18 protein-coding genes and 1 pseudogene are annotated in these 22303 nt (G+C 56.4%); 15 read left to right on the top strand and 4 right to left on the bottom strand.

The annotated features are described in order from the left end of the window. Positions 1-307: 307 nt before the first annotated feature. The 6 genes from DWV58_RS04830 to DWV58_RS04810 all read left to right on the top strand — a co-directional run bounded on the left by DWV58_RS04830 (position 308) and on the right by DWV58_RS04810 (position 6143). Positions 308-2443 carry a LuxR C-terminal-related transcriptional regulator gene (locus DWV58_RS04830; protein ID WP_158564519.1) on the top strand — a complete coding sequence of 712 codons (2136 nt, stop codon included), beginning with the start codon at positions 308-310 and terminating at the stop codon, positions 2441-2443. Positions 2444-2552: 109 nt separating this feature from the next. Further along, positions 2553-3065 (top strand): hypothetical protein, encoded by a 513-nt coding sequence (locus DWV58_RS09810; protein WP_147345862.1) that lies wholly within the window; start codon positions 2553-2555, stop codon positions 3063-3065. A 54-nt stretch (positions 3066-3119) separates the two neighbouring features. Continuing rightward, positions 3120-4001 (top strand): hypothetical protein, encoded by an 882-nt coding sequence (locus tag DWV58_RS04825; RefSeq protein WP_089573265.1) that lies wholly within the window; start codon positions 3120-3122, stop codon positions 3999-4001. 38 nt (positions 4002-4039) lie between these two features. Continuing rightward, positions 4040-4837: a hypothetical protein gene (locus DWV58_RS04820; protein ID WP_147326479.1), complete on the top strand. Its 798-nt coding sequence runs from the start codon at positions 4040-4042 to the stop codon at positions 4835-4837. Next, a complete protein-coding gene (locus DWV58_RS04815) occupies positions 4834-5478 on the top strand; it encodes an ATP-binding cassette domain-containing protein (RefSeq protein ID WP_089573263.1) in 645 nt (214 codons plus the stop codon). The genes DWV58_RS04820 and DWV58_RS04815 overlap by 4 nt, the downstream gene beginning before the upstream one ends. 5 nt (positions 5479-5483) lie before the next feature. Then, the gene (locus DWV58_RS04810) at positions 5484-6143 is read left to right on the top strand and encodes a DUF5028 domain-containing protein (RefSeq protein WP_117773741.1); all 660 of its coding nucleotides are present in this window, start codon (positions 5484-5486) and stop codon (positions 6141-6143) included. A 105-nt stretch (positions 6144-6248) separates the two neighbouring features. On the opposite strand, the gene DWV58_RS04805 is transcribed toward DWV58_RS04810, so the two are convergent. Then, positions 6249-6965, bottom strand: coding sequence for a hypothetical protein (locus tag DWV58_RS04805; protein WP_117776365.1), 717 nt, complete (start codon positions 6963-6965; stop codon positions 6249-6251). Positions 6966-7081: 116 nt separating this feature from the next. Between DWV58_RS04805 and dnaX the strand changes: the two genes are divergently transcribed. Continuing rightward, entirely contained in the window at positions 7082-9562 is a 2481-nt protein-coding gene (dnaX, locus tag DWV58_RS04800) for a DNA polymerase III subunit gamma/tau (RefSeq protein WP_158551940.1), read from the top strand. Between the two features lie 21 nt (positions 9563-9583). Here dnaX and DWV58_RS04795 read toward each other — a convergent pair whose 3' ends face one another. Beyond that, positions 9584-10057 (bottom strand): hypothetical protein, encoded by a 474-nt coding sequence (locus DWV58_RS04795; protein ID WP_117776364.1) that lies wholly within the window; start codon positions 10055-10057, stop codon positions 9584-9586. Positions 10058-10396: 339 nt separating this feature from the next. Here DWV58_RS04795 and DWV58_RS04790 point away from each other — a divergent pair, with 339 nt between their 5' ends. The 7 genes and pseudogenes from DWV58_RS04790 (at position 10397) to DWV58_RS04760 (ending at position 18179) form a co-directional block, all read left to right on the top strand. Continuing rightward, entirely contained in the window at positions 10397-10717 is a 321-nt protein-coding gene (locus DWV58_RS04790) for a YbaB/EbfC family nucleoid-associated protein (protein WP_006235174.1), read from the top strand. A gap of 13 nt (positions 10718-10730) precedes the next feature. Beyond that, on the top strand, positions 10731-11327 hold the full coding sequence (recR, locus tag DWV58_RS04785; protein WP_089573257.1) for a recombination mediator RecR: 597 nt from the start codon (positions 10731-10733) through the stop codon (positions 11325-11327). 245 nt (positions 11328-11572) lie between these two features. Then, a complete protein-coding gene (locus DWV58_RS04780) occupies positions 11573-12478 on the top strand; it encodes a hypothetical protein (protein ID WP_117564927.1) in 906 nt (301 codons plus the stop codon). Beyond that, positions 12475-14319, top strand: a complete 1845-nt coding sequence (locus DWV58_RS04775; RefSeq protein ID WP_117776363.1) for a hypothetical protein — start codon at positions 12475-12477, stop codon at positions 14317-14319. The genes DWV58_RS04780 and DWV58_RS04775 overlap by 4 nt, the downstream gene beginning before the upstream one ends. A 3-nt stretch (positions 14320-14322) precedes the next feature. After that, a complete protein-coding gene (locus DWV58_RS04770) occupies positions 14323-15261 on the top strand; it encodes an FHA domain-containing protein (RefSeq protein ID WP_022094220.1) in 939 nt (312 codons plus the stop codon). Between the two features lie 327 nt (positions 15262-15588). Further along, positions 15589-15855: pseudogene (locus DWV58_RS10145) on the top strand (methyltransferase); the annotation flags it as partial. Positions 15856-16550: 695 nt separating this feature from the next. Beyond that, positions 16551-18179, top strand: coding sequence for an ABC transporter ATP-binding protein (locus DWV58_RS04760; RefSeq protein WP_117564924.1), 1629 nt, complete (start codon positions 16551-16553; stop codon positions 18177-18179). 1095 nt (positions 18180-19274) lie between these two features. Here DWV58_RS04760 and DWV58_RS09800 read toward each other — a convergent pair. Then, positions 19275-19478, bottom strand: coding sequence for a hypothetical protein (locus DWV58_RS09800; RefSeq protein ID WP_124785779.1), 204 nt, complete (start codon positions 19476-19478; stop codon positions 19275-19277). Between the two features lie 169 nt (positions 19479-19647). Continuing rightward, positions 19648-21006 (bottom strand): radical SAM/SPASM domain-containing protein, encoded by a 1359-nt coding sequence (locus DWV58_RS04750; protein ID WP_082421808.1) that lies wholly within the window; start codon positions 21004-21006, stop codon positions 19648-19650. 516 nt (positions 21007-21522) lie between these two features. Between DWV58_RS04750 and DWV58_RS04745 the strand changes: the two genes are divergently transcribed. Further along, positions 21523-21996, top strand: a complete 474-nt coding sequence (locus DWV58_RS04745) for an FHA domain-containing protein (RefSeq protein WP_055285289.1) — start codon at positions 21523-21525, stop codon at positions 21994-21996. Positions 21997-22303 lie beyond the last annotated feature (307 nt).

Genomic DNA, 22303 nt, shown 5'->3' with positions numbered 1-22303 from the left:
ATCGATTCGGCCCGTTTCGGCTCGTTTGGAAAGCGCATCTCAGTTTTCAGCCAAATTATGGGATGCGCTTTCCAAATGGGGTGGGCTGCGGAAACTGCATCCCAGAATATTGCCCTGGAACGGGATGCGCTTTCCGAACCGGCGTCCAAAAGGAAACCGCATCCCGCTTTGATGTGGGGACTGCGAACAAAAGCCGGACCGTGATCTGGCGCGGATTGGAGTTCGCCTGAATCATTGATGCTGGCTGGTGTGAGAACAGAGATAAACGAGCGGCTCGAGCGATATAATGACACGCTATGGAGGCCGTATGCTCTTTTCCCGCCGTTCTGCTACATTTGCCTGCGCCATTGCGCTTGTCGTAATGGCGGTCACCCCTTATCACCGGTTTTCATCTTCAATCGGCCTAGCGTCAGGTGCAATGACCTGGCTCGTTATCCTGGGCGCATGCCTCGCGGCGTTTGTTCATGGTGCTGCGCTATGCAAGGGGGGAATGAGAAGGCCGAGGCATCTCGGTGCCATCGGTGTTTTCCTTGGTGTTATTGCAACGGTTCCCGAATGGGCCGACCTGGCTTTCTATGCTCGCGGAGACTCTATTCCAATCGTGTTTGCACCGATTTGGTTGTTACATGGCGTTTCGTGTGTCTCGTGCTTTGTTGGATCGCTGCTTCTCTCATATGTTATTTGGGGCACGGCGGACTCTCCTTTGACGCAGAGGTCGACACGGACTGACGAAAGGGAAACTCGTCACCCGCAGGACGCGATTTTTACAGAAACAATAGCCGTCATGTCTTGCCTGCTGTTTTGCTGTCGAGTTTCATGGAGAGTCGTTCCCGAGCCATGGGGGATGCCCCCTGTAACGGCCGCGTCAATTGGCCTTGCGCTTTTAATTCCGTTGGTCTATCTCGCATTGACTGTGGCCCCGCCGTTTTGCCGCCCTCGTGCCTTTGGCCATGGGCGGCGCGACGTGTTTGCCTGTTCTGTGCTCGTAGCAGTTCCTATTGGTCTTATTCCGGCTGTTGAGGCGGCATACTTCGCAAGCGATGCCGTGGTCATTGCATTGCTGGCGATGGGGTCCGTTATCGCTGCTGCCTTCGTATGCATGTTGCTAAGGGGGAAACGGGACAACAATTCGGATATCGCCTGTGCGTCCGACACATTCGATGCGGGGGTGTTTTCCCCTGCCCTGTCGCCTAGAGAAGAGCAGTTTGTTCGACTGCTGCTCAAAGGGAAAACGCCGGCGGAAATTGCCAAGGAGACGGATACGAAGCCATCGACGGTGAGAACAACGCTTCACCGAGCATACGGGAAGGCGTCGGTTGCGGGCTCACGCGAGCTCGTGGCGCTGTTTGCGGGTGAGGGCGATACTGTAGGGCATGAGCTACCGCAGCGGCATGCTGACGATATAGTGGCATCAGCTCGAACGCGCCGGCTGTTTCGATACCTGCTCACATTATTCTTTATCCTCCTTGCGGCGGGGCCCTTGGTAATGGCGGATAGCGATTGGGGGTCCGGTGTTTCGCGGGCTGTCGCCTTTTCCCTCTTAAGCTACGCATTGGGTCTCGGACTGCTTCTGTCGCTACGCTACGCGGGTGGAAAAGCGAATCGTGGCGCTGCGCTGGATAGAGCGGGTGAAGCGATTTGGCTCGGAAGCCCGTACGTATGGGCGGTGCTATCTGCTGTGGAATGGTCTTTTATCTATATCGCGGCATTGATGTGCATACGCGTTCCGTTGATGGCTGTGCCGGTCCTGTTTTGCGGCGTGGCGTCTACGGCTTCGCTCGCTGTTGGGCTGCGTCCGTTTAAGGTGCATGCCCATGCTCGGGCTATCGTGCCGTTGGTGTCAATGGGCATGGTTGCCTTAATCTATGCGGTCGCTAGGGGGCGAATCCATGGACTTGCGGTGCTGACGGGGGTGCTGCTCACATATATAGTGATGCGAAGCTGTCCGCAGCGCAAAATACTTGGGATATGGATGCTTTGCTTCGGGGCGACGGCTCCTGTTTGGGCTGTCTTGCTCAATATGGTGCAGGATCTGACGGTTTTCGAGCCGTTGTTCCTCGCGTCGTTGTTGGGGCAAAGTTCGGCTGTCAATGTCGTCGTGGCAACGGTGATTGTTTGCTGGTCTGTGCCCATGTTCGTTACGCACATCGCGCTCGCCCGCTCGGTTGAGGACGAGAAGGCCGTCTTGGAGTACCGGGCGAACGGGTCCACCGAAACGGCCCGCGTGCGCCAGCTGGCCCTGCTTACGTCGCGCTCCCTTTCTGATGTTCAGTCGCAAATTTTGCTGATGACGGCAGAGGGGGCAACGACAAAGGCCATTGCGGAGGATGTCGGTTACGCTGCATCTACGGTGCAAGCGCTGCGGTCTGCATCTTACCGCCAGTTGAAGATCAAGAATAAGGCGGAGCTAATTTTATTGTTATCGCAGGTAAATAACGTGTAAACGCCTGAGCAATCAACTCAATAGCGGGTGTTTACAGACATTTTTCTCTATTCATGCGAAGGTTGCCGTGCGTCGACGCATTGTTAACCGCTTTTGATTGGAGAAGGCCATGATTAAGCCAAGGAGCGCTATTGCTCTAATCGGAGTCGGCTTGGTGATTGCAGCTGGTCTGTCCCTAGGGGTTCCCGCTGCATCGTTTGCACAAGAGGAGTTTGACACCTCTCAGGTTTCCAGCATTACTCAAAACGCCGATACGGGAATTACGACCTGTACGAACAATGCCGATAAGGCATTTAGTTTTCAATGTGCCGGGACGAGTGCAACTGGCTACCGTCAAAAGGATGATTCCTCATCGCTCTATCTGGATATCCAGGGCCATACGGGAAATCCGCTTCGGTTATATACAGACGGTGCGTATAACACAAGCGGTAGCGGCAGCATGAATTGTACTCAGGGAACGTATCGTTCGAATCACAAGGGACAGTGGGAAATGTATAACCTCGTCCGTGAGAACGGGCGATCTGCGGCGCGACTGACTGCATGGGCGGAGTCTGGCTACGGCACTGTTATTGGTGTATGGAGCCCCGACTGCGTCGGGCATTTCCACAAGCTTCCCACATAGTTGTTTGAAATGGCTCCCTTCCGGCTTTCTGGGTCGGAAGGGGGAGGAGGACGTATGAACCAAAAGCTCGCAAGATACGAACTGTCGAAAACGATTAGACGTCCAGCTTTTATCCTTGCTCTCTTGATTGCGGTCGCAGTTGCAATAGCTGCCGCGCTGGAGCCGTGGGCAAATTTGGAAAAAGAGCGTCACAACCTTCTTTCTTTTGGTTACGGCGTTGGCGTGCAAGCCGAAAATTATCTCGGTCAAACACGTGAAAGCAGCTTCGGTAACTGGATTGTTGTGAGCGCGAACGCGCCACTGTCTGCGTCGGTGTTTTTCTATGCACTGCCCCTGCTTGCAATGTTGGCTGGATCTTGGTCGTGTCTCTTTGAGCGTTTGAGTGGTTATGACATGCAGATATGCACGCGCGTTTCCAGAAAGGCGTACGTGAACGTAAAGATGCTGTCTGCTTTCCTCTCCGCGTTTACAGTGACTGCCATTCCTCTGCTCGTCAATTTCCTGATCGTCTCGATGCTTTTTCCTGCGTATCTTCCTCGGGTCGATGAGTCGACTTACGTAGGACTTTACCTGCATAGCTACTTCTCCGGTCTATTTTATTCGCATCCTTTGTCATATGTGCTCGCATACACGCTGTTCGATGCTGTCACGCTCGGGACTTTATCCATGGCTGTAACTGGCTTCTCAATTTTGTTTCGTAGCAGAATCAAAGCGATAATTGTCCCGTATCTGCTAATGGTTGCGTGGCATTTTGCAAATGGCTGGATCTTCGGCGTAATGGCTTGTGTGGGGTTTAACTGCAATATCCTCAACAGCATCAGGTCGGAATCGCTGAATAACTGGCCAGACATTCGAGCCGGTTTTGCGGAAATCATATTATTGACCCTTGCTTCGTTGGCTTTTTCTGGGGCGTGGAAAAGACGCGAGGTGGTCTGATGCTGTTTAGGCTGGTCGCCGCGGACCTGAGGACCGTTTTGAAGAAGAACATCATCACTTTTATTGCAATTGCGGCAGTGACCGTTGCGAACTTGGTGTACGCCTACGGATTGTCTTCTGTGTATGGGGTTAGAACGGATACCTTGGGGTTTGCGGATAATCTTGCGCTCGTGTTTGCCGGATCTGCTCCGTTTGAGCCTAGGCCCGGGGTCATGTTTGTGCCTCCGCTAGGATGGCTATTTCTCATTCTGCTTATTCTCTATACAACACTCGACTATCCGACCGAATCGTTGCACGGGTTTGGTTTGCAAGCGCTTGTTCGATGCCGGGCAAGAACCCTTTGGTGGGTCTCGCGTTTTATCTTGGTGGCGGCAGTAACGGCATTTTCACTGCTCGTGGTGGTTTGCTCTGTTGTGATTTGGAGCTTGGTGGTGAGCTCCTCGTTCAGCGCGGTCATTCATGGTGAGTCGCTTCAACTGGCTAATTTGGCGCCGTGGTTTCTCAAAGCTGCCGAGGCAGATGCGCTGCCGTTTTTCATAGGTCTCTTATTTGCTTTTGAGGCGCTTGCGTTTGCGCAGGCAGCGGTTGGGTTTGTGCTTGGGTCGTCAGTCTCGTTTGTGGTTTTAATGAGCTACCTGATCTGCTCGGCATATGCACGACATTGGGCGCTATTGGGTAACGCCTTGATGCTGTTGCGCTGGGGTGGAATTGTCAAAGAGGGAATCGCGGCGGGCTCGAGTGTCTTGTCATCAATTGGGCTTATGTCGTTATGCCTATCGTTGGGTGGACTGTGGTTTCGAAGGGCCGACCTTATAGAAAAGGGGGACAAGATATGAGTGTGATCGTAAGGGGCGTATCGAAGCGCATGGGTAAAAACGATGTCCTGCGCAACGTGTCCATCGAGGTTGACCCTGGGACTGTGGTCGGGCTTCAGGGGATAAACGGTTCGGGTAAGACCATGCTCATGCGAGCGGTTTGCGGGTTGATCAAGCCTACCGAAGGCGAAATCTCTATCGATGGCCAAAGGCTTGGGGCGGACATCTCGTTCCCGCCGAGTCTGGGGATGTTGATCGAGGCGCCTTCCTTTTTGGGATATCTGTCTGGCTACGACAATCTGAAGCTCATCGCTCAGATCAAGGGCGTTGCCACCCCCGAGGACATTCGCTCTGCCCTGCGGCTCGTGGGGCTCGATGCAGACGAAAAAAAGAAGTTCCGAGCATACTCGCTTGGGATGAAGCAGCGTCTGGGGATAGCTGCGGCAATTATGGAGAAGCCGAAGCTGCTTGTTCTCGATGAGCCAACGAATGCCCTCGACGAAGCGGGCGTTGAAATGCTCAAGCGCGTTGTGGCGATGGCGGCATCAACGGGTCGTGAGGTCCTTCTGTCCAGCCATGACGGAGAGGTGCTCGAGGAACTGGCCGATCGGGTTTACTGCATGCGCGACGGTGCCGTTGTGAAAGTTCGGGAAAGGTCGTGAGCGCGATGAAGAAGACCCTGTGGACGAGAAGATCGGCGCTCGCGCTTTTTTGCTGTGCTGCTACCGGCCTTGCGGGCATGAGGGTGAGCGTCGTTAACGGGAACCGGACGGTCATTCCTGAGAAATATTACGCGGAGGGCGAATGGCTCTCGATGGATGGAGCGTTTCTGGGGTCGAAGGATGTGGTGACTGATGGGTATTCGTTTTGCATAGACGGGGCAGAGTTGCTCACGCCGCGCGAGTATCTCAAACGAGCACATGACGATTATTCAAAATATGGCACCGTGGATACGAAAACGAGACTGAAGGATGCCGACATCACGTGCGTTATCGCCGTAAAGATGCGTGTCAGAAATAGGGATAATATCGACGGTGGAATCAAAGCGTATGTTTGGCATCTGGTTCCGGAGTCTGCGCCAAACTATGATTTTGTAGTCAATACCGATCTGATAACGCAAGCCATGCCGGTCCTTGGCGGCTCTGCTGCGTTTGCCGTGGAGGTTGGGGCAGAAAACGAGTTGCTCGTCCCATTTATGATGCAGAACACCAACGACTATTTCGAAGGTTACGAGACCGTCCGTTTTGAGAAAGCATTTCCCGGGACTTACACGATGAAGATGACCGATCTGCCGGAGCGGAGGCTCTTAAGGTTTGAAGTGAAATAGCTCGAGAGCAAGGCAAAACGGGTCCATTGGCGGTACGCGTGCCCGATTCCAGGCGCCCCGGCCCGGAATCGGGCGCGGGACGAGGCGCCTTCGGTGTCGGCCGGCCTACCGCTTCTTCTTGCTCTTCTTCTGCTTGCGCTGCTTGCCCTTGGTCTCCTGGGGCTTGTCGCCCTGTTTTGCTTCGGCAGCGGCCTTTTCTGCCTTCATCTTCTTGCGTTTGGTCTCGATGCGGAGTTTTTTGTTGATGCGCGTCTTAAGGAAGGGACCGAACTGCTCGGCATCGCCGCGGACAAAGGTGTCCTTAGGGATCGTCACGCCCTGGTCGGCGAACATGGCCACAAAGATGCGCTCGCCGTCGAGCACGTGGTCGAGCTTTTCAAACGGGAAGAACTGCGACTTGCCGCTCGTGCCCCAAACCATCAGGCCGTCCTCGTTGGCGGCGACGCGGCGATAGCGGCCACCCATGGACTCGTCGGCCTCAACGGCGTCGATAAAGTCGCGGGCGAGGGTGTGGTGCAGGTTTTTGCTCCACCAGGCCAAAAAGGCGCCGAATACGATCAAGACGACGCCAAACTTGATCCAGTTGCCGCCGGCCACCAGCATGCCGATGCCGATGAGCGCGGCAATTGCCGCGGCGACATACAGCGAGCCGCGACGCCTGGGCGAGGCGACCAGGCGGGCGAAGTCGGTGACGAGGTCGTTTTCGTATTGGTACTCGTTGAGGTACAGGATGCCGTCGTCGGCTGCGGCCTGCTCCTCGAGCGCGACCTCGACCTGGTCGGCTGCTTCGGAGGGAACGAGGTTGCTCTCTGCGTCTGCCATGCTCTTTGGACTCCTATCGCGGCGGGCTCGCCGTACGGGTTATTATGGAATGCAGTATGCCGTGCGACCGCATGGCCGCCGCGGCAACAAGACTCAGTATACCCGGGGGAGCACCCATGGAATCGTTGTACCGAAAGTATCGCCCGCTCACCTTTGACTCCGTGGTGGGCCAGCAGCATATCGTCTCGACGCTCGAGCACGCCATCACCGAGGGGCGCCTGTCCCACGCCTACCTGTTCTGCGGACCGCGCGGCACGGGCAAGACCACCATGGCGCGCATTCTGGCCAAGGCGCTGCTGTGCCGCAATGCCGAGGCGGCGCGCGCCGAGGGTGCAAGCGGCTGCATGCCCGACGGTACTTGCGAGGAGTGCGAGCTCATTGCCGAGGGTAACCACCCCGATGTCTACGAGCTCGATGCCGCCTCCCGCACGGGCGTGGACAATGTGCGCGAGGAAATCATCAACTCCGTCAACTTTGCCCCGGTGCGCGGCAAGTACAAGATCTATATCATCGACGAGGTCCACATGCTCACGACGGCGGCGTTCAACGCGCTGCTCAAGACGCTCGAGGAGCCGCCGGCACACGTGATCTTTGTGCTGTGCACCACCGACCCGCAAAAGATTCTGGAGACCATCCTCTCGCGCTGCCAGCGTTTCGATTTCCATCGCATCGGCAACGAGGATATCGAGCGTCGCCTGGCATACGTGTGCGAGCAGGAGGGCTTCGATTACGACGATGAGGCGCTGGCTATCGTGGCGCGCCATGCCAAGGGCGGTATGCGCGACGCGTTGTCCACGCTGGAGCAGCTGAGCGTCTTTGGCAACGGTTCTGTGCATGCGGACGACGCCCGCTCGCTTTTAGGCGAGGTTTCGGACCAGATTCTGGGCGAGTTTTCCCGCGCCATTGCCGATCGCGATGTTGCCGAGCTCTATGGACTGATCCGTGCGCAGGTCGAGGAAGGAAACGACCTGCTGGAGCTGACGCGCGACCTGGTGGCGCATGTGCGTGACGTGTACGTTGCCTGCGTTGCCGGTGCCCGTGCCGAGCTGTTTGAGGGCGGCTCCGAGCAGGCCGAGGCGCTTGCTGCCGAGGCCGCTGCCTTTGGCGAGCATCCTGCCGACCGCCTGGCCCGTGTGCTGACGGTGCTCGACGATGCCGCACTGGAGATGAGGGGCGCGAGCGACGTGCGCCTGGTGCTCGAGATCGCCTGCACGCGCCTGGCACGTCCCGAGGCCGATTTAACGATTGAGGCATTGGCCGAGCGCGTGGCCCGCTTGGAGGCCATGGTTGCCAACGGCGCCGTGCCGGCGAGCGTGGCTGCTGCTCAGGCCGCCGCGCCTGCAGCATCCGTACCCGCTGCTGCCCAACAGCCGACGCTAATTTCGGGCGCTCGTGCTGCCGCTCCGGCGGCATCCGCTGCCCCCGCTGCTACGTCCGCGCGCCAGGGCGGTATGCCTTGGGACCGTGGTGCTGCTGTTCCGGCTGCCCAGCCTGCGTCCCGTTCTGCGTCCGTGTCAGCTTCCAAGCCTGCAGCGCCTGCACCTCAGCCTGCGCCGACTCCGACGCCTCAGCCCGTTGCGGCTCCCGCGCCTGCCACCGCTCCGGCACCTAAGCCCCAGTCCAACAATGCCGCCCAGGTTGCCGCCGCCGGTACTGCCGAGACGCCCGCGGTCGAGGATGCCGGAGAGCTGCAGCGCAAATGGGCCGAGGTTGTCGAGCGTGTCAAGGCGCGTCAGGCTTCCTACGCGGGGCTTTTGCTCAATGCCCGCGCCACGGCTGACGACGGCTCCAGGCTCACGGTCTCGTTCCCCGCGGGCTCGACCTTTGCCATCAAGATGCTTGGACGCGCCGACACGCAGTCGGTGGTCCTGCCGACAGTCAGTGCGGTCTTCGGTCGTCGTACCGTCGACTATGTCCTGGATGGGGGTGGCACGCCGGCTCCTCAACATGAGGAGCATTCTCCATCTGCACGGGCTGCGGTATCTGCGGACCCGCAACCCGTGTCCTCGGCGGCCCCTGCATCCTCGAGCGCCAGCGCGACGCAGCCAAAAGCAGCACCGATAGCGGCGCCGACCCCGTCGGCGCCTAAGCCCGTCATGGCCAAACCGGCTGCTCCGACACCCGCGCCCAAGCCTGCCTCGCCCGCGCCCAAGTCGTCTGACCTGGGCAAAGCCCCCTGGCTGCGCTCCGACAACCCCGCCGGCGCTCCTGCCACGGGCAAGCTCCCGACCGAGCCCGCGCCCCGAGCGCCCGAGCGCGCGTCCGCTCCCAAGGCTCAGCCCGCCGCGCCGTCTGCGCCATGGGAATCCGAGCAGGTTCCCTACGACGATGCCATGGTTGGCGGTTTTGTTGCCGATGCTGGTGGGGACGATCTGCCTCCGTTCGACGTGCCGGGTGCGGCGTCCGCGCCCAAGTCCGCTGCAACTGCCCCCAAAGAGGAGGACGCTCCTGCAGCTCCCTGGGAGTCCAACTCCGGTGCGGGCGGCCCCTTCGGCCATCAGGGTGCAGCCCCGAGCATCCCGCAGACCGAGGACGAGGCCAAAGCCCTCATCCGCAGCGTCTTCGGCCAGTCCACCATCTTCAAGCCGGTGGAGTAGCTGCGCAGGCGGGTATACTGCTCAAGAAGAGAACCCCTTGCCCGGGCGCATCTGTATTTCGGACATGTGCAACGTGGTGCCGCGTATATCGCATTCGAGCAGACAGGCGCGTGACGGTCGGCCTAGGATGCTGAGGTCGATACGATACGTCGCATGGCCGTCCGTGTACTCGACTTGCTCGGCGTTGACGGTTGCTCCGATTGTAAATAAAGAGCCCAGTTCGGCATCGACAATCTTGGAGTCCTTTATCTTGACCTTGAACTCTTGGTAGAGGGACGGGCTGTTGTAGTAAATGGTTCGGGTTCCGTCGGTGCATTCATCGGTCGTCTCCCATTTGACGACGGGCTGGTCCGAGCTGGCTATCAGCAGTTCTGCTCCAAAAGCTATGGCATGGGTGATGACAACCAGCAATGCCCAGCCGACAAAGAGATAGAGAACCACATATGCAACGGGGTGTTTTGAGCGGATGTTTTGGAGCGCGTCGGGGGCATTCATGGGGCACCTCCAAATTGCAATCTATGACAATCAAATTATACCCTGCCGCCATGTGCTCCGCCTCGAGCAGCGGTTTGGCATTTAGCTATTTAGTGGCACACATGAAATGCCGGATTCGGCTCTACTAGATTGAGTATGCGATATTATGCAACCTTGCATAATTCGGCCTTGCATAATCTTTGCGCGTGGTTTGTATTGGAGGACATGTATATCGACTGAGGTAGCGTGTCCGCCCCGCTCGCTGGCCTCGCGCCGTGGTACGATTTTTGAGTTTGAAAGTCCCGCCGCGCTCCGGCTGCCCTTGCAGCTCGGCGTGCGGCCGCACGTAAAGGAGCCATCATGGCCGGTATGAACATGCAGCAGATGATGAAGCAGGCTCGCAAGATGCAGGAGCAGCTTGCCGCCGCGCAGGAGAACCTCAAGTCCCAGACCGTCGACGCCTCTGCCGGCGGCGGTATGGTCAAGGTGACCGTTAACGGCGAGATGGAGCTCGTCAACCTTACCATCGACCCCGATGCCCTCGATCCCGAGGACGTCGATATGCTGCAGGACATGATCATGGCTGCCGTCAACGAGGCCGTCCGCGGTGTCAACGAGCTTGCCAACAAGCAGATGGGCGCCATCACCGGCGGCCTCAACATCCCGGGCATGCCGTTCTAAGACACGCATATATATGAGTGCCAACCATAGTCTGCAAAAATTGCTCGATGAGCTGGGCCGTCTGCCGGGCATTGGTCCCAAGTCGGCCCAGCGCATCGCCTATTACCTGCTCGAGGCCGATGCCGAGGAGGCGCGCCGCCTGGCCGAGGCTATCCTGGAGGTTAAGCAGGAGGTTCACTTTTGCAGCCGCTGCTTTAACTACGCCACGGCCGACGAGTGCTCCATCTGCCAGGATTCGATGCGCGATACCACTCGCATTTGCGTGGTGGGCGAGCCGCGCGATGTCCAGGCGATTGAGCGCACGGGCAGCTACCACGGTCTCTACCACGTATTGGGCGGCGTGATCAGTCCCATGGACAAGATTGGTCCCGAGCAGTTGCACATTCGTGAGCTGCTGGCACGCTTGGGCCACGAGGACATCCACGAGGTCATCATCGCCACCAACCCCAATATCGAGGGCGAGACCACGGCGAGCTACCTGGCCCGCACTATCAAGCCGCTGGGCGTTGAGGTATCGCGTCTGGCGAGCGGCCTTCCCGTGGGCGGCGACCTGGAGTATGCCGACGAGCTTACGCTTGGGCGCGCCATCGAGGCCCGTCGCACGATTTAGGTGGCGAGCCTGCTCCTGCCGTATGTCTTCATCACGACGCACGGGGTAGCCATAATTTCCCCGTGCGACTGTAAGTTTGTTGTGCAACAAAGATGCTTTGTATCCGCTTATCGCATGGATGCTTCCACTCGCATCCTTAATTTGCCCATTCGTTGCGCAACCTTTTGGGTTCGCTGATACACTCAAATATGGATTCGAATGAATGCGCCGCTCCCGAGCGGCGTGTTTTTGTTGGAGGAGAACGCATGCGGCCCGGTGGCACTCAGACAAAGCGCGGCGCCGCGGTGCGCATGCGACGCCGACTGGGCTTGGCGCCGCGGGCGTACGCACTGCTGTCTTGCTCGCTGGTGCTGGTCATAGCTGGCGTTTCTGCCTATGGCATGACCGTGCCGTCCATGATGCAGGCACATGCCGCACGCGAACCGCGCGTGGGGCATGAGGTCAAAAGTGACCTGGGGACCACGACTGGATATGCTTGGGCAAGTGTGGTCGCGCATATTGTGTTTGGCACCGGCGACGCGGACGGCGCCGAGGCCCCGGACAACGAAGTCACGCTTGCCAATGGCAAAACCATCGTGCTCACCAACACCAAGATCATCGATCGGTTGTCCAACAATAGCGTGGCGGCAACGGTGAATAAGGTCGAGCAGCAGAAGGAGCAGGACGCCCAGCAGTCCGGAAAGCCCGGTAGCTCGGATACTTCTGGCTCCGGCTCGGATTCGTCGAGTTCGGGCGGTGGCTCTGGGTCGGGTTCCTCTGCCGGAGGGTCTGGAAACGGCGGCTCGACGGGCGGCAACACTGACAACGATGCAAACTCCGGTGGCCTTTCCGCTGCTGAGGAAGAGAGCATTCACAGCTGGCTTGTGACCAAGTACAACATGCTCGACGGCTATGTTTCTCGTGCCAATGACGTGGTCTCGACCTATAACTCTACGGGAGATCCCAGGCCGTGCGACAGCCTGGTCGGGGAGATGTTTGTCATTCGAGCCGAGTTCGGTCGTCAGACATTCTCGCCCCGGTCAAAGTGGTATCAGCAGTATGCCAATCTGTGGGGCTGTTACACCAACCTATGTCAATGGGTCGGCCATTACGGCGATGATGACGTCGCGCTCGGTAACTTCAACAATAACGTGGCGGCGCTTGCCCTATGATGACCGATCTTGCATCTACCACACCACAATCGCTCGGTCGCGATCCCATGGTCGGCCTGCGCCTGGCGCGTGTCGACGGGTTTGAGCCGGCCATTGCGCTCGGTCAGGACGAACTGCCTGCCTATCTGCGTCGTTTTACGATGCTGTTTGCCGACGATGCCACCATGCGCCGTGGCGGTATCGGCCGCGTGACGCGTGCCGTCAACGCCCAAGGCGAGGCTGTGGCGCTCAAGCAGCTCATCTTGCCGGCGCGCGATGAGTTCGACGACGATGCCGCTCACGAGGCGCTGGTCGCCAAGTTCAAGGCGGCGTTTCGCGAGGAATACGAATGTCATCGTGCCCTTTCGGGCCTTAAGGGCTTTCCCCGCCTCTATGGCTGGGGCGAGGTCGACGGTGTGCCTGCAATTGTCATGGAATGGGTCGAGGGCGAGACACTTGCCCGCTTGCGTTCGCGACTCGCCGTGGACGATGCCGGACGCCTGTCGCCGCTTGTGGCGGCGCGTCTGGGTCGCGACCTGTTCGATCTGCTCTGCCGTATGAGCCTGGTGGGCGAGGGCTTTGTCCATCGCGATATCTCGCCCGCTAATATTATGGTGCGTACGGCGCGTCTACCGCTTGACCGGCAGCTTGCCGAGGGCACCTTTGACCTGTGCCTGATCGACTTTGGCTCGTCGCTGGCGCTTGAGCCTGCGTCGGCCGTGGCCGGTACCGGCGGCAAGGCGTCGTTTACGGAGCGCTATGCCACGCTGCGTCGCGCGACGGTTGCCTATGCCCCGCCCGAGATGCTCACCGACGATATTCCCGACCTGCGCGCTTTGCGTATGTCGCCGGCGATTGACGTATACGCCGCGGCAAGCACGGTTTACGAGCTCATTGCCGGCGTCGCGCCATACGAAGCCGCGCCGAGTACTTCGGGTGCCTCGGGTTCGCGCAAAAAGACGCGCGACATCGCGAGCCCCTACCGTCTCAAGATGGACACGCGGCCCGACTATCCCATTGGTGCCCATGCGCCCGGTTGTGATTTGACTCAGCTGCTTCGTCGTGAGCCCGATGTGGCGCTCGCCGCGGCCGAGCAGGCCCAGCAGCTAGGGCTTGAGCCGGATTCCGAAGAGCTACGCGATGCGCTGGCGTTTGTCGATGCCCAGCTGTTCGACGTGGTGATGGCCTGTCTGTCCAGCCATCAAAAAGATCGTCCCGAGCCGGCGGCGGTCGAGGCGGCGCTCTCGGCGTTTTGTGACCACTATGCGCAAAATGTCGGTCGTTCGCTTCGCGGCGAGCCGCTCACGCCGTGCCCCATGGATGCGTCTGGCCGCGCGGTTCGTCGCGCGCTGATGGTCGGCGCGACGGTCGTCTGTGGCGTGGTTTGGGCTGTGGTCGTGGTTTCGGCCGCGCTGCTGGTGTCGGGCGCTCGCGTGACGGCGACTTTGGGATCGCTCGTGTGGTCTGGGTCGCTACCGGGTATTATTGCCGCACTGGCGTTGGCGCTGCCAGGCATAGCCGGCGTTGCCGCGGGGGCACTTGCGCGCGATCGGCGCTCGGGCTTCCTGCAGGGTGTGCTTGCGCTTTCTGCCTGCGAGGTTCCGGTGCTGGTTGTGGCTGCATGTAGCGTATTTTCCCAACGCGCCGTGATGGGCGGCCTTGTTGCCGCTCTGGTTGCAACCTATACGCTTACGTGGTTTTTGCTTGCGATGGGCTTTGCCTTTGAACTTCCCGTTTCGGCACCGCGACGCACAAAAGCCCAGATGGCGACTCCGCTTGCCGGTGGAGCCGCAGCTGTCCGTGCTTTTGGCGGACCTGTCGAAGTATCGTCCGATTCTATTTCTACGACCAAGGAGGCCTAGGTCATGGCATCTCAAGTTGAGCTCACCCCATGCGGGGCCATGTTTGACATCTTTAAGCGCGCAGCGCATCTGAGCCATATCGAGCTGTGCGGCTTGGTGCTTTCGTCCCGTCCGCTCGCCGACGGCCGCAGCCCGCAGAGCCGAGCCGCCGATCGCTCTTGGGTTTCCCGCTTTATCGTTCGCGCGCCGGTCGGCACGCTTCAGCAGCGCTACTTTGCCGAATACGGTACCTCGGCTGCGCGTATTATGTCGCAACTGGCCCTGCGCCAGCGCAATCCCATGGACTCCACGGCTGTGATCAATATGGTGTGCGGTCCTGCAGGTGAACCGATGGTACGCGCGCTCGAAGAGTGCCACCAGGACACGAATCTCTATCGCAACGCGCTCGATCGCCTGTCCCAGGCGGCGGAACTCATGCCCGCCGAGCGCGCCGAGGCCGTGCTGGTGCTGTTTGTCGCCGTCGGTTGTTCGGCGGATGTGCGGTCCTCGGTGAACTATGCCATCGACTACGCGCACGCGACCTGTGGCGGAGGCACCTCCACGCCGCGTTCGCTTGGCATGTCGATGACCGCGGGCGAACGCGAACCCGCCCCGGCGCACCCCTTGGGCTTGCTGCGCGTACAAAACAGTTTTGTCGTGAGCGCCCCGCGCTGGATTCAGCCGAGTGAGCAGGGTGTTGAGATTGGCGCGCTGGCCACTGGTGAGGGCGATATTACCGACGTCGGCGACGATGTCTCGGCCCGCCATGCCCATATCTGGTGCGATGCTCAAAATATCTGGCACGTCGAGGACTTGTCGTCCACCAACGGAACCGTGGTGGTAAACGGGGCCACGCGCGTCTGCATTCAGGTCGAGCCCGGCCGTTCCGCCCAACTCAATCCCGGCGACGAGCTCAAGCTCGGCGAATCCACTACCTACGCCATCCTCTTCGGCGCCCTCTAGCCGGCAGTTAGGGACGTTCCTTTTCTGCCGGCACTTGGGGACACTCCTCGGCGCGCCAGAGCCGGTCGCCTGGGGATGGAGAGGCCATTTTGGCCCTTGGCGGTCAGTCGGGGCGAAACTAGAAGATCTTTCCGATTCGCGGCTGTTCATGCTTGTAGAGCATCTAAAACAATAGGATGTTATTCTGGAATATGCCGGGTGCGTGAACTTGCCTGTCTTAGCCTTAATAAGGTATAGGGGAGTTTGGCTCAGGGGTTCCGTGTTGTTCTTCAGCGCAGTATTGTGGGACAGATTTGCTGAGATTGGCGCCTTACACCGCAGAGCGCACGGAAGGCTCTCGATTTGTGTTCTGGCCCCAGAATACAGGGCCTGATACTTACCAACTGTGGCATGGATGTAACATCTGTAGAAATCAACCCTTTTGTTGTCGACCTTTGTAAGAAAAACACTGCCATCAACTCTTTGGATGACGAAACTAGGGTGCTTGAGGGGAGCCTTTACTCCCCTCTGAGAGATGACTCATGTTTTTCGCTTGTCGTTGTGAATCCTCCGTTACTGCCGATTCCGGATGAGATTCCTTATCCCTTCGTTTGAGATGGAGGACAATCGGGTCTGGATAAAACACTTCGTATTCTTAAGGGTGGCGATACGCATTTAGAGAAAAACGGTAAATACTGCTAATAGGGGTGACGACGATGGTGCGGGGGCGACCCGCGATGCTCTCATCAATACGTCGGATACTTGGGAAATCAGGTCTAGATGCATGTATGATGATGCTGTGTGGCTATTCAATTAATCCGCGTTCCGAATGGGTGCAGGGTATAGCTGCGACATCGTATGCTTTTGACCCGGCGCGATACTCAGATATTTCTGAGGCGGTTGACGAAGTTTATACGCACTATGCCGCGCAAGGCGTTTCGGAAGTTTGCACATCTACGTTACGGGCTTAGGTTTCTTCAAGCGAGCAGGCCGGTTGCGTTATTTCGAGCGATTTTTCTAGTCTAGACGACAAAAGGCAAAGGATTTGATGGGTATAAAACGCGGACGTTTGTGGGCGAATGCTCAAATCTATTGTGGCAATCGGGCGGTTGAAAAAGATATTTCAACCGCCCGATTGCCAGGTTCGTCGGAGGAGATGTCCGATTCCGACTCTCTTGTAGGAAGAGCTTGAGATCGTATTGGCCCAAGGCAATCTTAAAGCAGTCTCATTGGCAAATCTTCGCTCCTGTTGTGTTGAGGTGTAAGGTATCAGTGATTGATGTTTTGTGGCGGGTAGATTGGGGCCTTCCTTGATTCGATGCGTTCTCTCGAGGTTCATCAGAGCAAAAGGGGCTTTCGTCTTCATTGCTATCACGGTGATTGGAACCGCTCTCTCCTATGCCATGCCATACGTGAACGGGAAATTCTTAGATTTTCTTCTCGGTAACCGCAGCGAAAGAGACGCCGTACTCTTCGCGCTCCTGGTTGCGTCAATAGGAGTTTTCTCCACCCTCTTTACTTATTTTGCAGGAACACTTTCCATTCGCATAACCACGAGACTTTCCTTTGATCTTCTCAGGGAGGCCGTCTTGCGTTTTGAAAGAGACGATTACTTGGTGAGTCGGACCATCGATCCAGCCTATACAACGCAACGGATTATTTCCGACTCTAGCGTGGTCTCATCCTTCGTTTTGGCGAATTTTATCAGTGCGCCGCTGTCCATTGTAGCCATTCCCATCGTATTGCTTATCATATGGTCAATTGATTCAACTCTCGCGGTGTTTTCCATCATTCTCCTCATCGTGTATTTCTGTGTAATTACTGGGTTGAGGAAACTTTTGTATAGGGTCACGTATGAGAAGAAAGAGGCGGACAGCGCCTTTTACGCCGCAATTGCATCGCAGCTTAATCAGATTCTCAACATTCAACTGACATCTTCGTACGGCAAGAGCGAACAAGCGCTCGACGCTGGGTTTAAGAGCTATTTTCCCAAAGTTTTGCGCTCCGGAAAGCTATCATATTCTCTGACATCGCTCGATGGTCTTTTCGCAGCGTTGTTTCAAGCGGTGATACTTGTTGTTTCCGGAGTACGAATCATTAACGGAACTATGTCAATAGGCGAGTACACTATCATCGGTACATACTTCGCGGTTCTCTTTAAGACTTTGAAAAGTATGATGTCATTGTTCAAATCCTATCAAGATGCCAAAGCATCATGGGATAGGACGGCTATCGCGACGAGAGAAAAGGAGAGATCGGGGTGGAATCGGACCGATTTAGCTAAACTCGATGAAATAAATGACATTTCGGTATCTGATTTGGAATTCTCGGTTGCCCTTCCAGACGGATCTGTCCGAGAGGTCCTCGGCGGGTTTTCTTTCAAGTTTTCCGGTCCTGGTACATATTGCATAGTTGGGGAAAACGGAAGAGGCAAGACGTCACTTCTTTACTTGATGCTCGGGCTATACTCATCGAAAGGCAAAGTAAAATACAACGGCGTGCCAATCGAAGAATGCGACTTGGATTACATACGTGCGAGAGAGATATCGTGCTGCCCACAGTCGTGCTTCGCGCCGGACGAAACGGTGAAAGAGCTGTTAGAGTATTTCGACACGCCCTTTTCTTCCTATCACCGGGGTGTAGATGGCCTACTTTCGCTGGAAAACAGCGTGAAGGAGTTGCTCGGGAAACGTTGCTCCGCGCTTTCGGGCGGTGAGCTGCGCCGAGTGTACTTATGGTCGGCGATTTCACGCAAGTCGTCAGTTTTGGTACTCGACGAGCCCACGACTGGGTTAGACGCTGTAAGCCGCGCCGAGCTTGCGGCCTATGTTAAGCGCAACAAGCAAAGCCAGCTGATCATCGTTGTCTCTCACGATGACGAGATGGTCGGCGCGGTAGAAGGGGTAGTGGATTTAGGCAGCATGTACCAGGGTAAATGATGACAAGTGTAGTGCTACCCAACTGGCAGAGATAACAAAAAGGCGATGCAGATGCACGGAGCATTCAGGCGGTTCGGACTCGGTGCCTTCACGCCATCGCAACGCTTTCAGATATAGTTCTCGTTCTCTTACTAAAGGAAACTTTAGTCTACGTCATCTTGTCGAGACAGAGGTGAAGCGAAGTGTTGTCGCGACGTATCTTATTCCAGGTGGCTCAGTATCAGCGTGAGAATCGCACCAAAGTGTACTTACGATTCTCGTGTCCCACGGACAACATGAGCTGAGCATTGAGGTTCCACCCTTTGCTGCAACTACACGGGGTTGGACGGCAATGAATATGCCGGGCCGCATACCACGCGCAGCGGGGGTCCATGTCCCAGTATGTTGCCTACAGCAGCCTCGATGTCCACGCACACATCATCTCTGCCTTCGCGTTCAATCCATTTGCCGGAGAGTGCGAGGGTTGCCAGGCCGTAGAATTCGAGCCGAAAAATGAAATGCGGTATCAGCGCATAGGATTAAACTGACGATTGCTTTGCACTGAGAATACGCTTGGAAAGCCGCTATGGGTGGCGGCCCGGGTTAAATAGAGAAGCCCGTCCGATCACTTTCATGTGGCGAACGGTCGGGCTTCTTATTCCACTTGCCAATGCTCGGCTCATATTGGAAGAAAGCTACGCTAATGTTTGCGTGACACTCCTATTTTCTCCGAAGAAAGAGTCGGATAATGAAGAATAGAATTAAAAAAGGTGCCAGATATAACGCAAGTATAAAGGCTAATCCAACGAGACCTTGCAATAATGGCATAACTCCTCCCAGACACGAGATTTTGGTATTTGTTCCCATCTTATTCTGAATTGGACCAAATAGTTCCTAGCCACAAAACTACTCGTCAACTGGATCGCACCAATCTGCTGGCAAAACACAGCTTGATTCTTTATCGACATAGCACCAATCCGCAACAGGGCACTCGGCGATGTCGTAAAAATTGCATATATCAACTCCAAGACAACAAGGCTCAACGGGAGGATGTTCATTTGAACCAACAGGATGGATATGCTTCATAACAGCTCCTCACCTTAATCCAATTAGAGACTACGTTTGATCAATGCCACAGTGATCTACAACGCAGATGCTGCCGCCATCCATGTCATAGTCGCAGTAATCGTATGCACCACAGCCATCTGCTTTATCATAAACAGTACAGATGTCAGTAATGCCCAAGAGGCAGTCAAAAGACATCGGCTTCACGCCTGCCTCATCGCCACTTCCTGGATTAATCGGATGAATATGCTTCACGACTACCTCCCTTTGAGTGCAGAAAAACCTCAATATTGTGTATAACAAACCAAGATGTCTAGTTCACCATATTTCTAGAATGGTTTCGGCGAACGTAGCAATAAGCTTCGCAGACGGTAATCAGAAGAACGAACACCTCCACAATGGTGACAGCAATGCGCTGAACCGCTTATTCCGATACAGTAGCTTCTCGTTGATTTTTCTCCTGCGAAGATGAGTGGCGGGAAATAAGGTCAAAAGCCATCTCGTAGCACATCTTTCTATATTCACATGATGCAGGGTGTAGACTCTTGGGCAAGTAGCCGTGCTCGTCTGCAGCCTCCCAGCTACAGCCCCCACCACAGAAAGACCGAGCCCAACAGTCCGTACAGTCAATTCTTTTTTCGACACCCTGACTCCAGTTTTCAATATACCTAGTTTCGTCAATTCCGGTGACGATGTTGCCCATTTTGAATCGCATCATCCCGACAAACCTGTGACAGGGGTATACGTCCCCTTCGGGAGTCACGGAAATAAAACGCCTGCCAGCCCCGCATCCGACAAAGGCGATCCTGTTGCTCATAATCAAATCAACTGCAGTTTTCAATGTTCTAAACAAGGGCTTTTCCCCTTGATCAATCTGTTTGAGATATTGATCCGCCAAATCTATTAGGCCCGCCCTGATTTTGTTTAATGAGTGTTCGTCGAGTTTGATATTCTCATCGAATGAGCTCACGGGCGAGAAGTAAATCCTTCTGAAGCCCATCTCTTTAAACTGAAGATAGTCTTCAACAAGGTTACAGTTATTATTTGTTAAGGTCGCTCTTGCGCCGAAGGGGAACGACTCGGAAAAACGACGAACGTTTTTGTCGATATCGGAGAAAGAGCCGCCTCCCGTCTTGTACGGGCGCGATGCATCGTGCTTGCATCCTGTACCATCGAGACTAATCAGAACAGAAAACCCGTGCTCCTTGAAAGAATTCACAGCAGTGTCATTCAAAAGCGTTCCGTTGGTCGTAATAGAATAGGTAAAGTTTCTATTGGGGTATATTCTTTTTGAATAGTCGACCGTTTTCCATATCAGCGGCTCGTTAATCATGGGTTCCCCACCAAAAAAGACGATCGCAAGCGTTTCGTTTTCCGATGAACTTGCGACGAGGTAGTCGACCGCCTTGAAGGCTATCTCGTCTGTCATCAGCAGAGGAGACGTTCCATAATCTCCTTTACCGGCAAAACAGTAACTACAACCAAGGTTGCATGCATGTGAAACGTGGAGTTCGATGGATCTAAGTTTTCGAGGCGTGTCTTTTGTTAAGAAAGTCCGCTCAGACAATCGTTGATACTCATCAATGTCGTCTTCAAGTTCTGCTATGGTCGTTTGGTCGTAGCCTTTCGCAGCAAGTGACTTTGTTAGCAACTTCGAGTTGACCGTTCTTCCCGATGCTTCAAATATGCGAAGCGCATCTTCTGATGCTTGGTCAACCTGAAAGCAATTGCGAGTGACCTCATCGAAGCAGTAACGACGATCACTTACTGAGAAAAAATGCATACGTTCCTCAATTTCATGCTGGACTGGCACTAACCTTGTTTATTGTTGCGCAGCTATAAAAAACCACCAGCGGGGATTCGGTGTGCGGCCCAATCGGACTCCCAAAAGGTTCTATTTGAGACTGGCAAGCTTTGTGTTGTTGGCACTTCGACAGCGCTCTTTATTCCAACATGGAGCCTTGCAGTTTGAGTCGACTTGCCTCTGGAAGGTCCGATCTTAACTTGATTTAGGATGAAAACAGATTACAGGCGCGCTCCTCTAGAAAGAAAGGAAACCAATCGCCGCCTTTCACCAGGAAAGTTTTTATAGCCCACCTCGAGCAAAATGAAAGATGCGAGAGCGATTGGGGAACAACGCGAATCTCCCCTTTTGGGTGGGAGCGAGCCTTCAGCCACCGGCGAACGACTCGCCCTGGTCAGAATCTGGAAGTGGTGCCGGGCCGCTTGGGCCTCCCCGGTGACTTCGTGGGGCTTACCTGCCTGACGTCGAGGAGTACATCCGCAAGATTCGTTCCCTATGCCGTTTGCTCTCACGCCCGCCTTAGTTCCAAGTCGGGCGAGCCGCCGCGCTCATGCGACCCGTGGCGGCGACACGTCGACGCCGCGCTCGCTGAGCACATCTTCGGTCGCGGGCGAGCACGAGGTCGCGCCGGCGCATCCGCTGGGACTGCTGTGCGTGCAAAACGGCTACGTGGTGAGCGTCCCGCGCTGGATTCAGCCGAGTGAGGAAGGCGTTGAGATCGGCGCGCTGGCAACGGGGGAGGGCGGCATCACCGACGACGTCTCGGCCCGCCATGCCCATATCTGGTGCGACGAGTCTGGCGCATGGTTTGTCGAGGACCTGTCGTCCACTAACGGCACCGTGGTGGTAAACGGGGCCACGAGTGTGTGTATTCAAGTAGAGCCCGGCCGCTCCGCCCAGCTCAACCCCGGCGACGAGCTCAAACTCGGCGAATCCACCACCTACGCCATCCTGCTCGGCGCCCTCTAGCCGGCAGTTAGGGACGTTCCTTTCCTGCCGGTACTTGGGGACACTCCTTGGCGCGTCAGAGCCAGTCGTCCGGGGATGGAGGGACCATTTTGGCCCTTGGCGGTCACCTAAGGTAAACCTTTACCGCCCACCTATATTTGTCGAAATTACACTTGACGGCGGGGTACAATAAACCCGCATGCGGATTTCCGTTGCGGGCGCTTCCCATCGCCGGGGCGTGCCCGGGAGCATCCGGCATGCGGCCTTTGCGGCGCTCGGTCATGTGCAAGACGGGTAGCTGGGTCTGTGGAGCGCGTGAAGCCCTCCT

The sequence above is a fragment of the Collinsella sp. AF11-11 genome, assembly GCF_003465485.1.
In the GTDB taxonomy this organism is placed as follows: Bacteria; Actinomycetota; Coriobacteriia; order Coriobacteriales; family Coriobacteriaceae; genus Collinsella.
The sequence above is the reverse complement of the archived record's forward strand: the minus strand, read 5'-3'. Positions and strand labels throughout refer to the sequence as shown.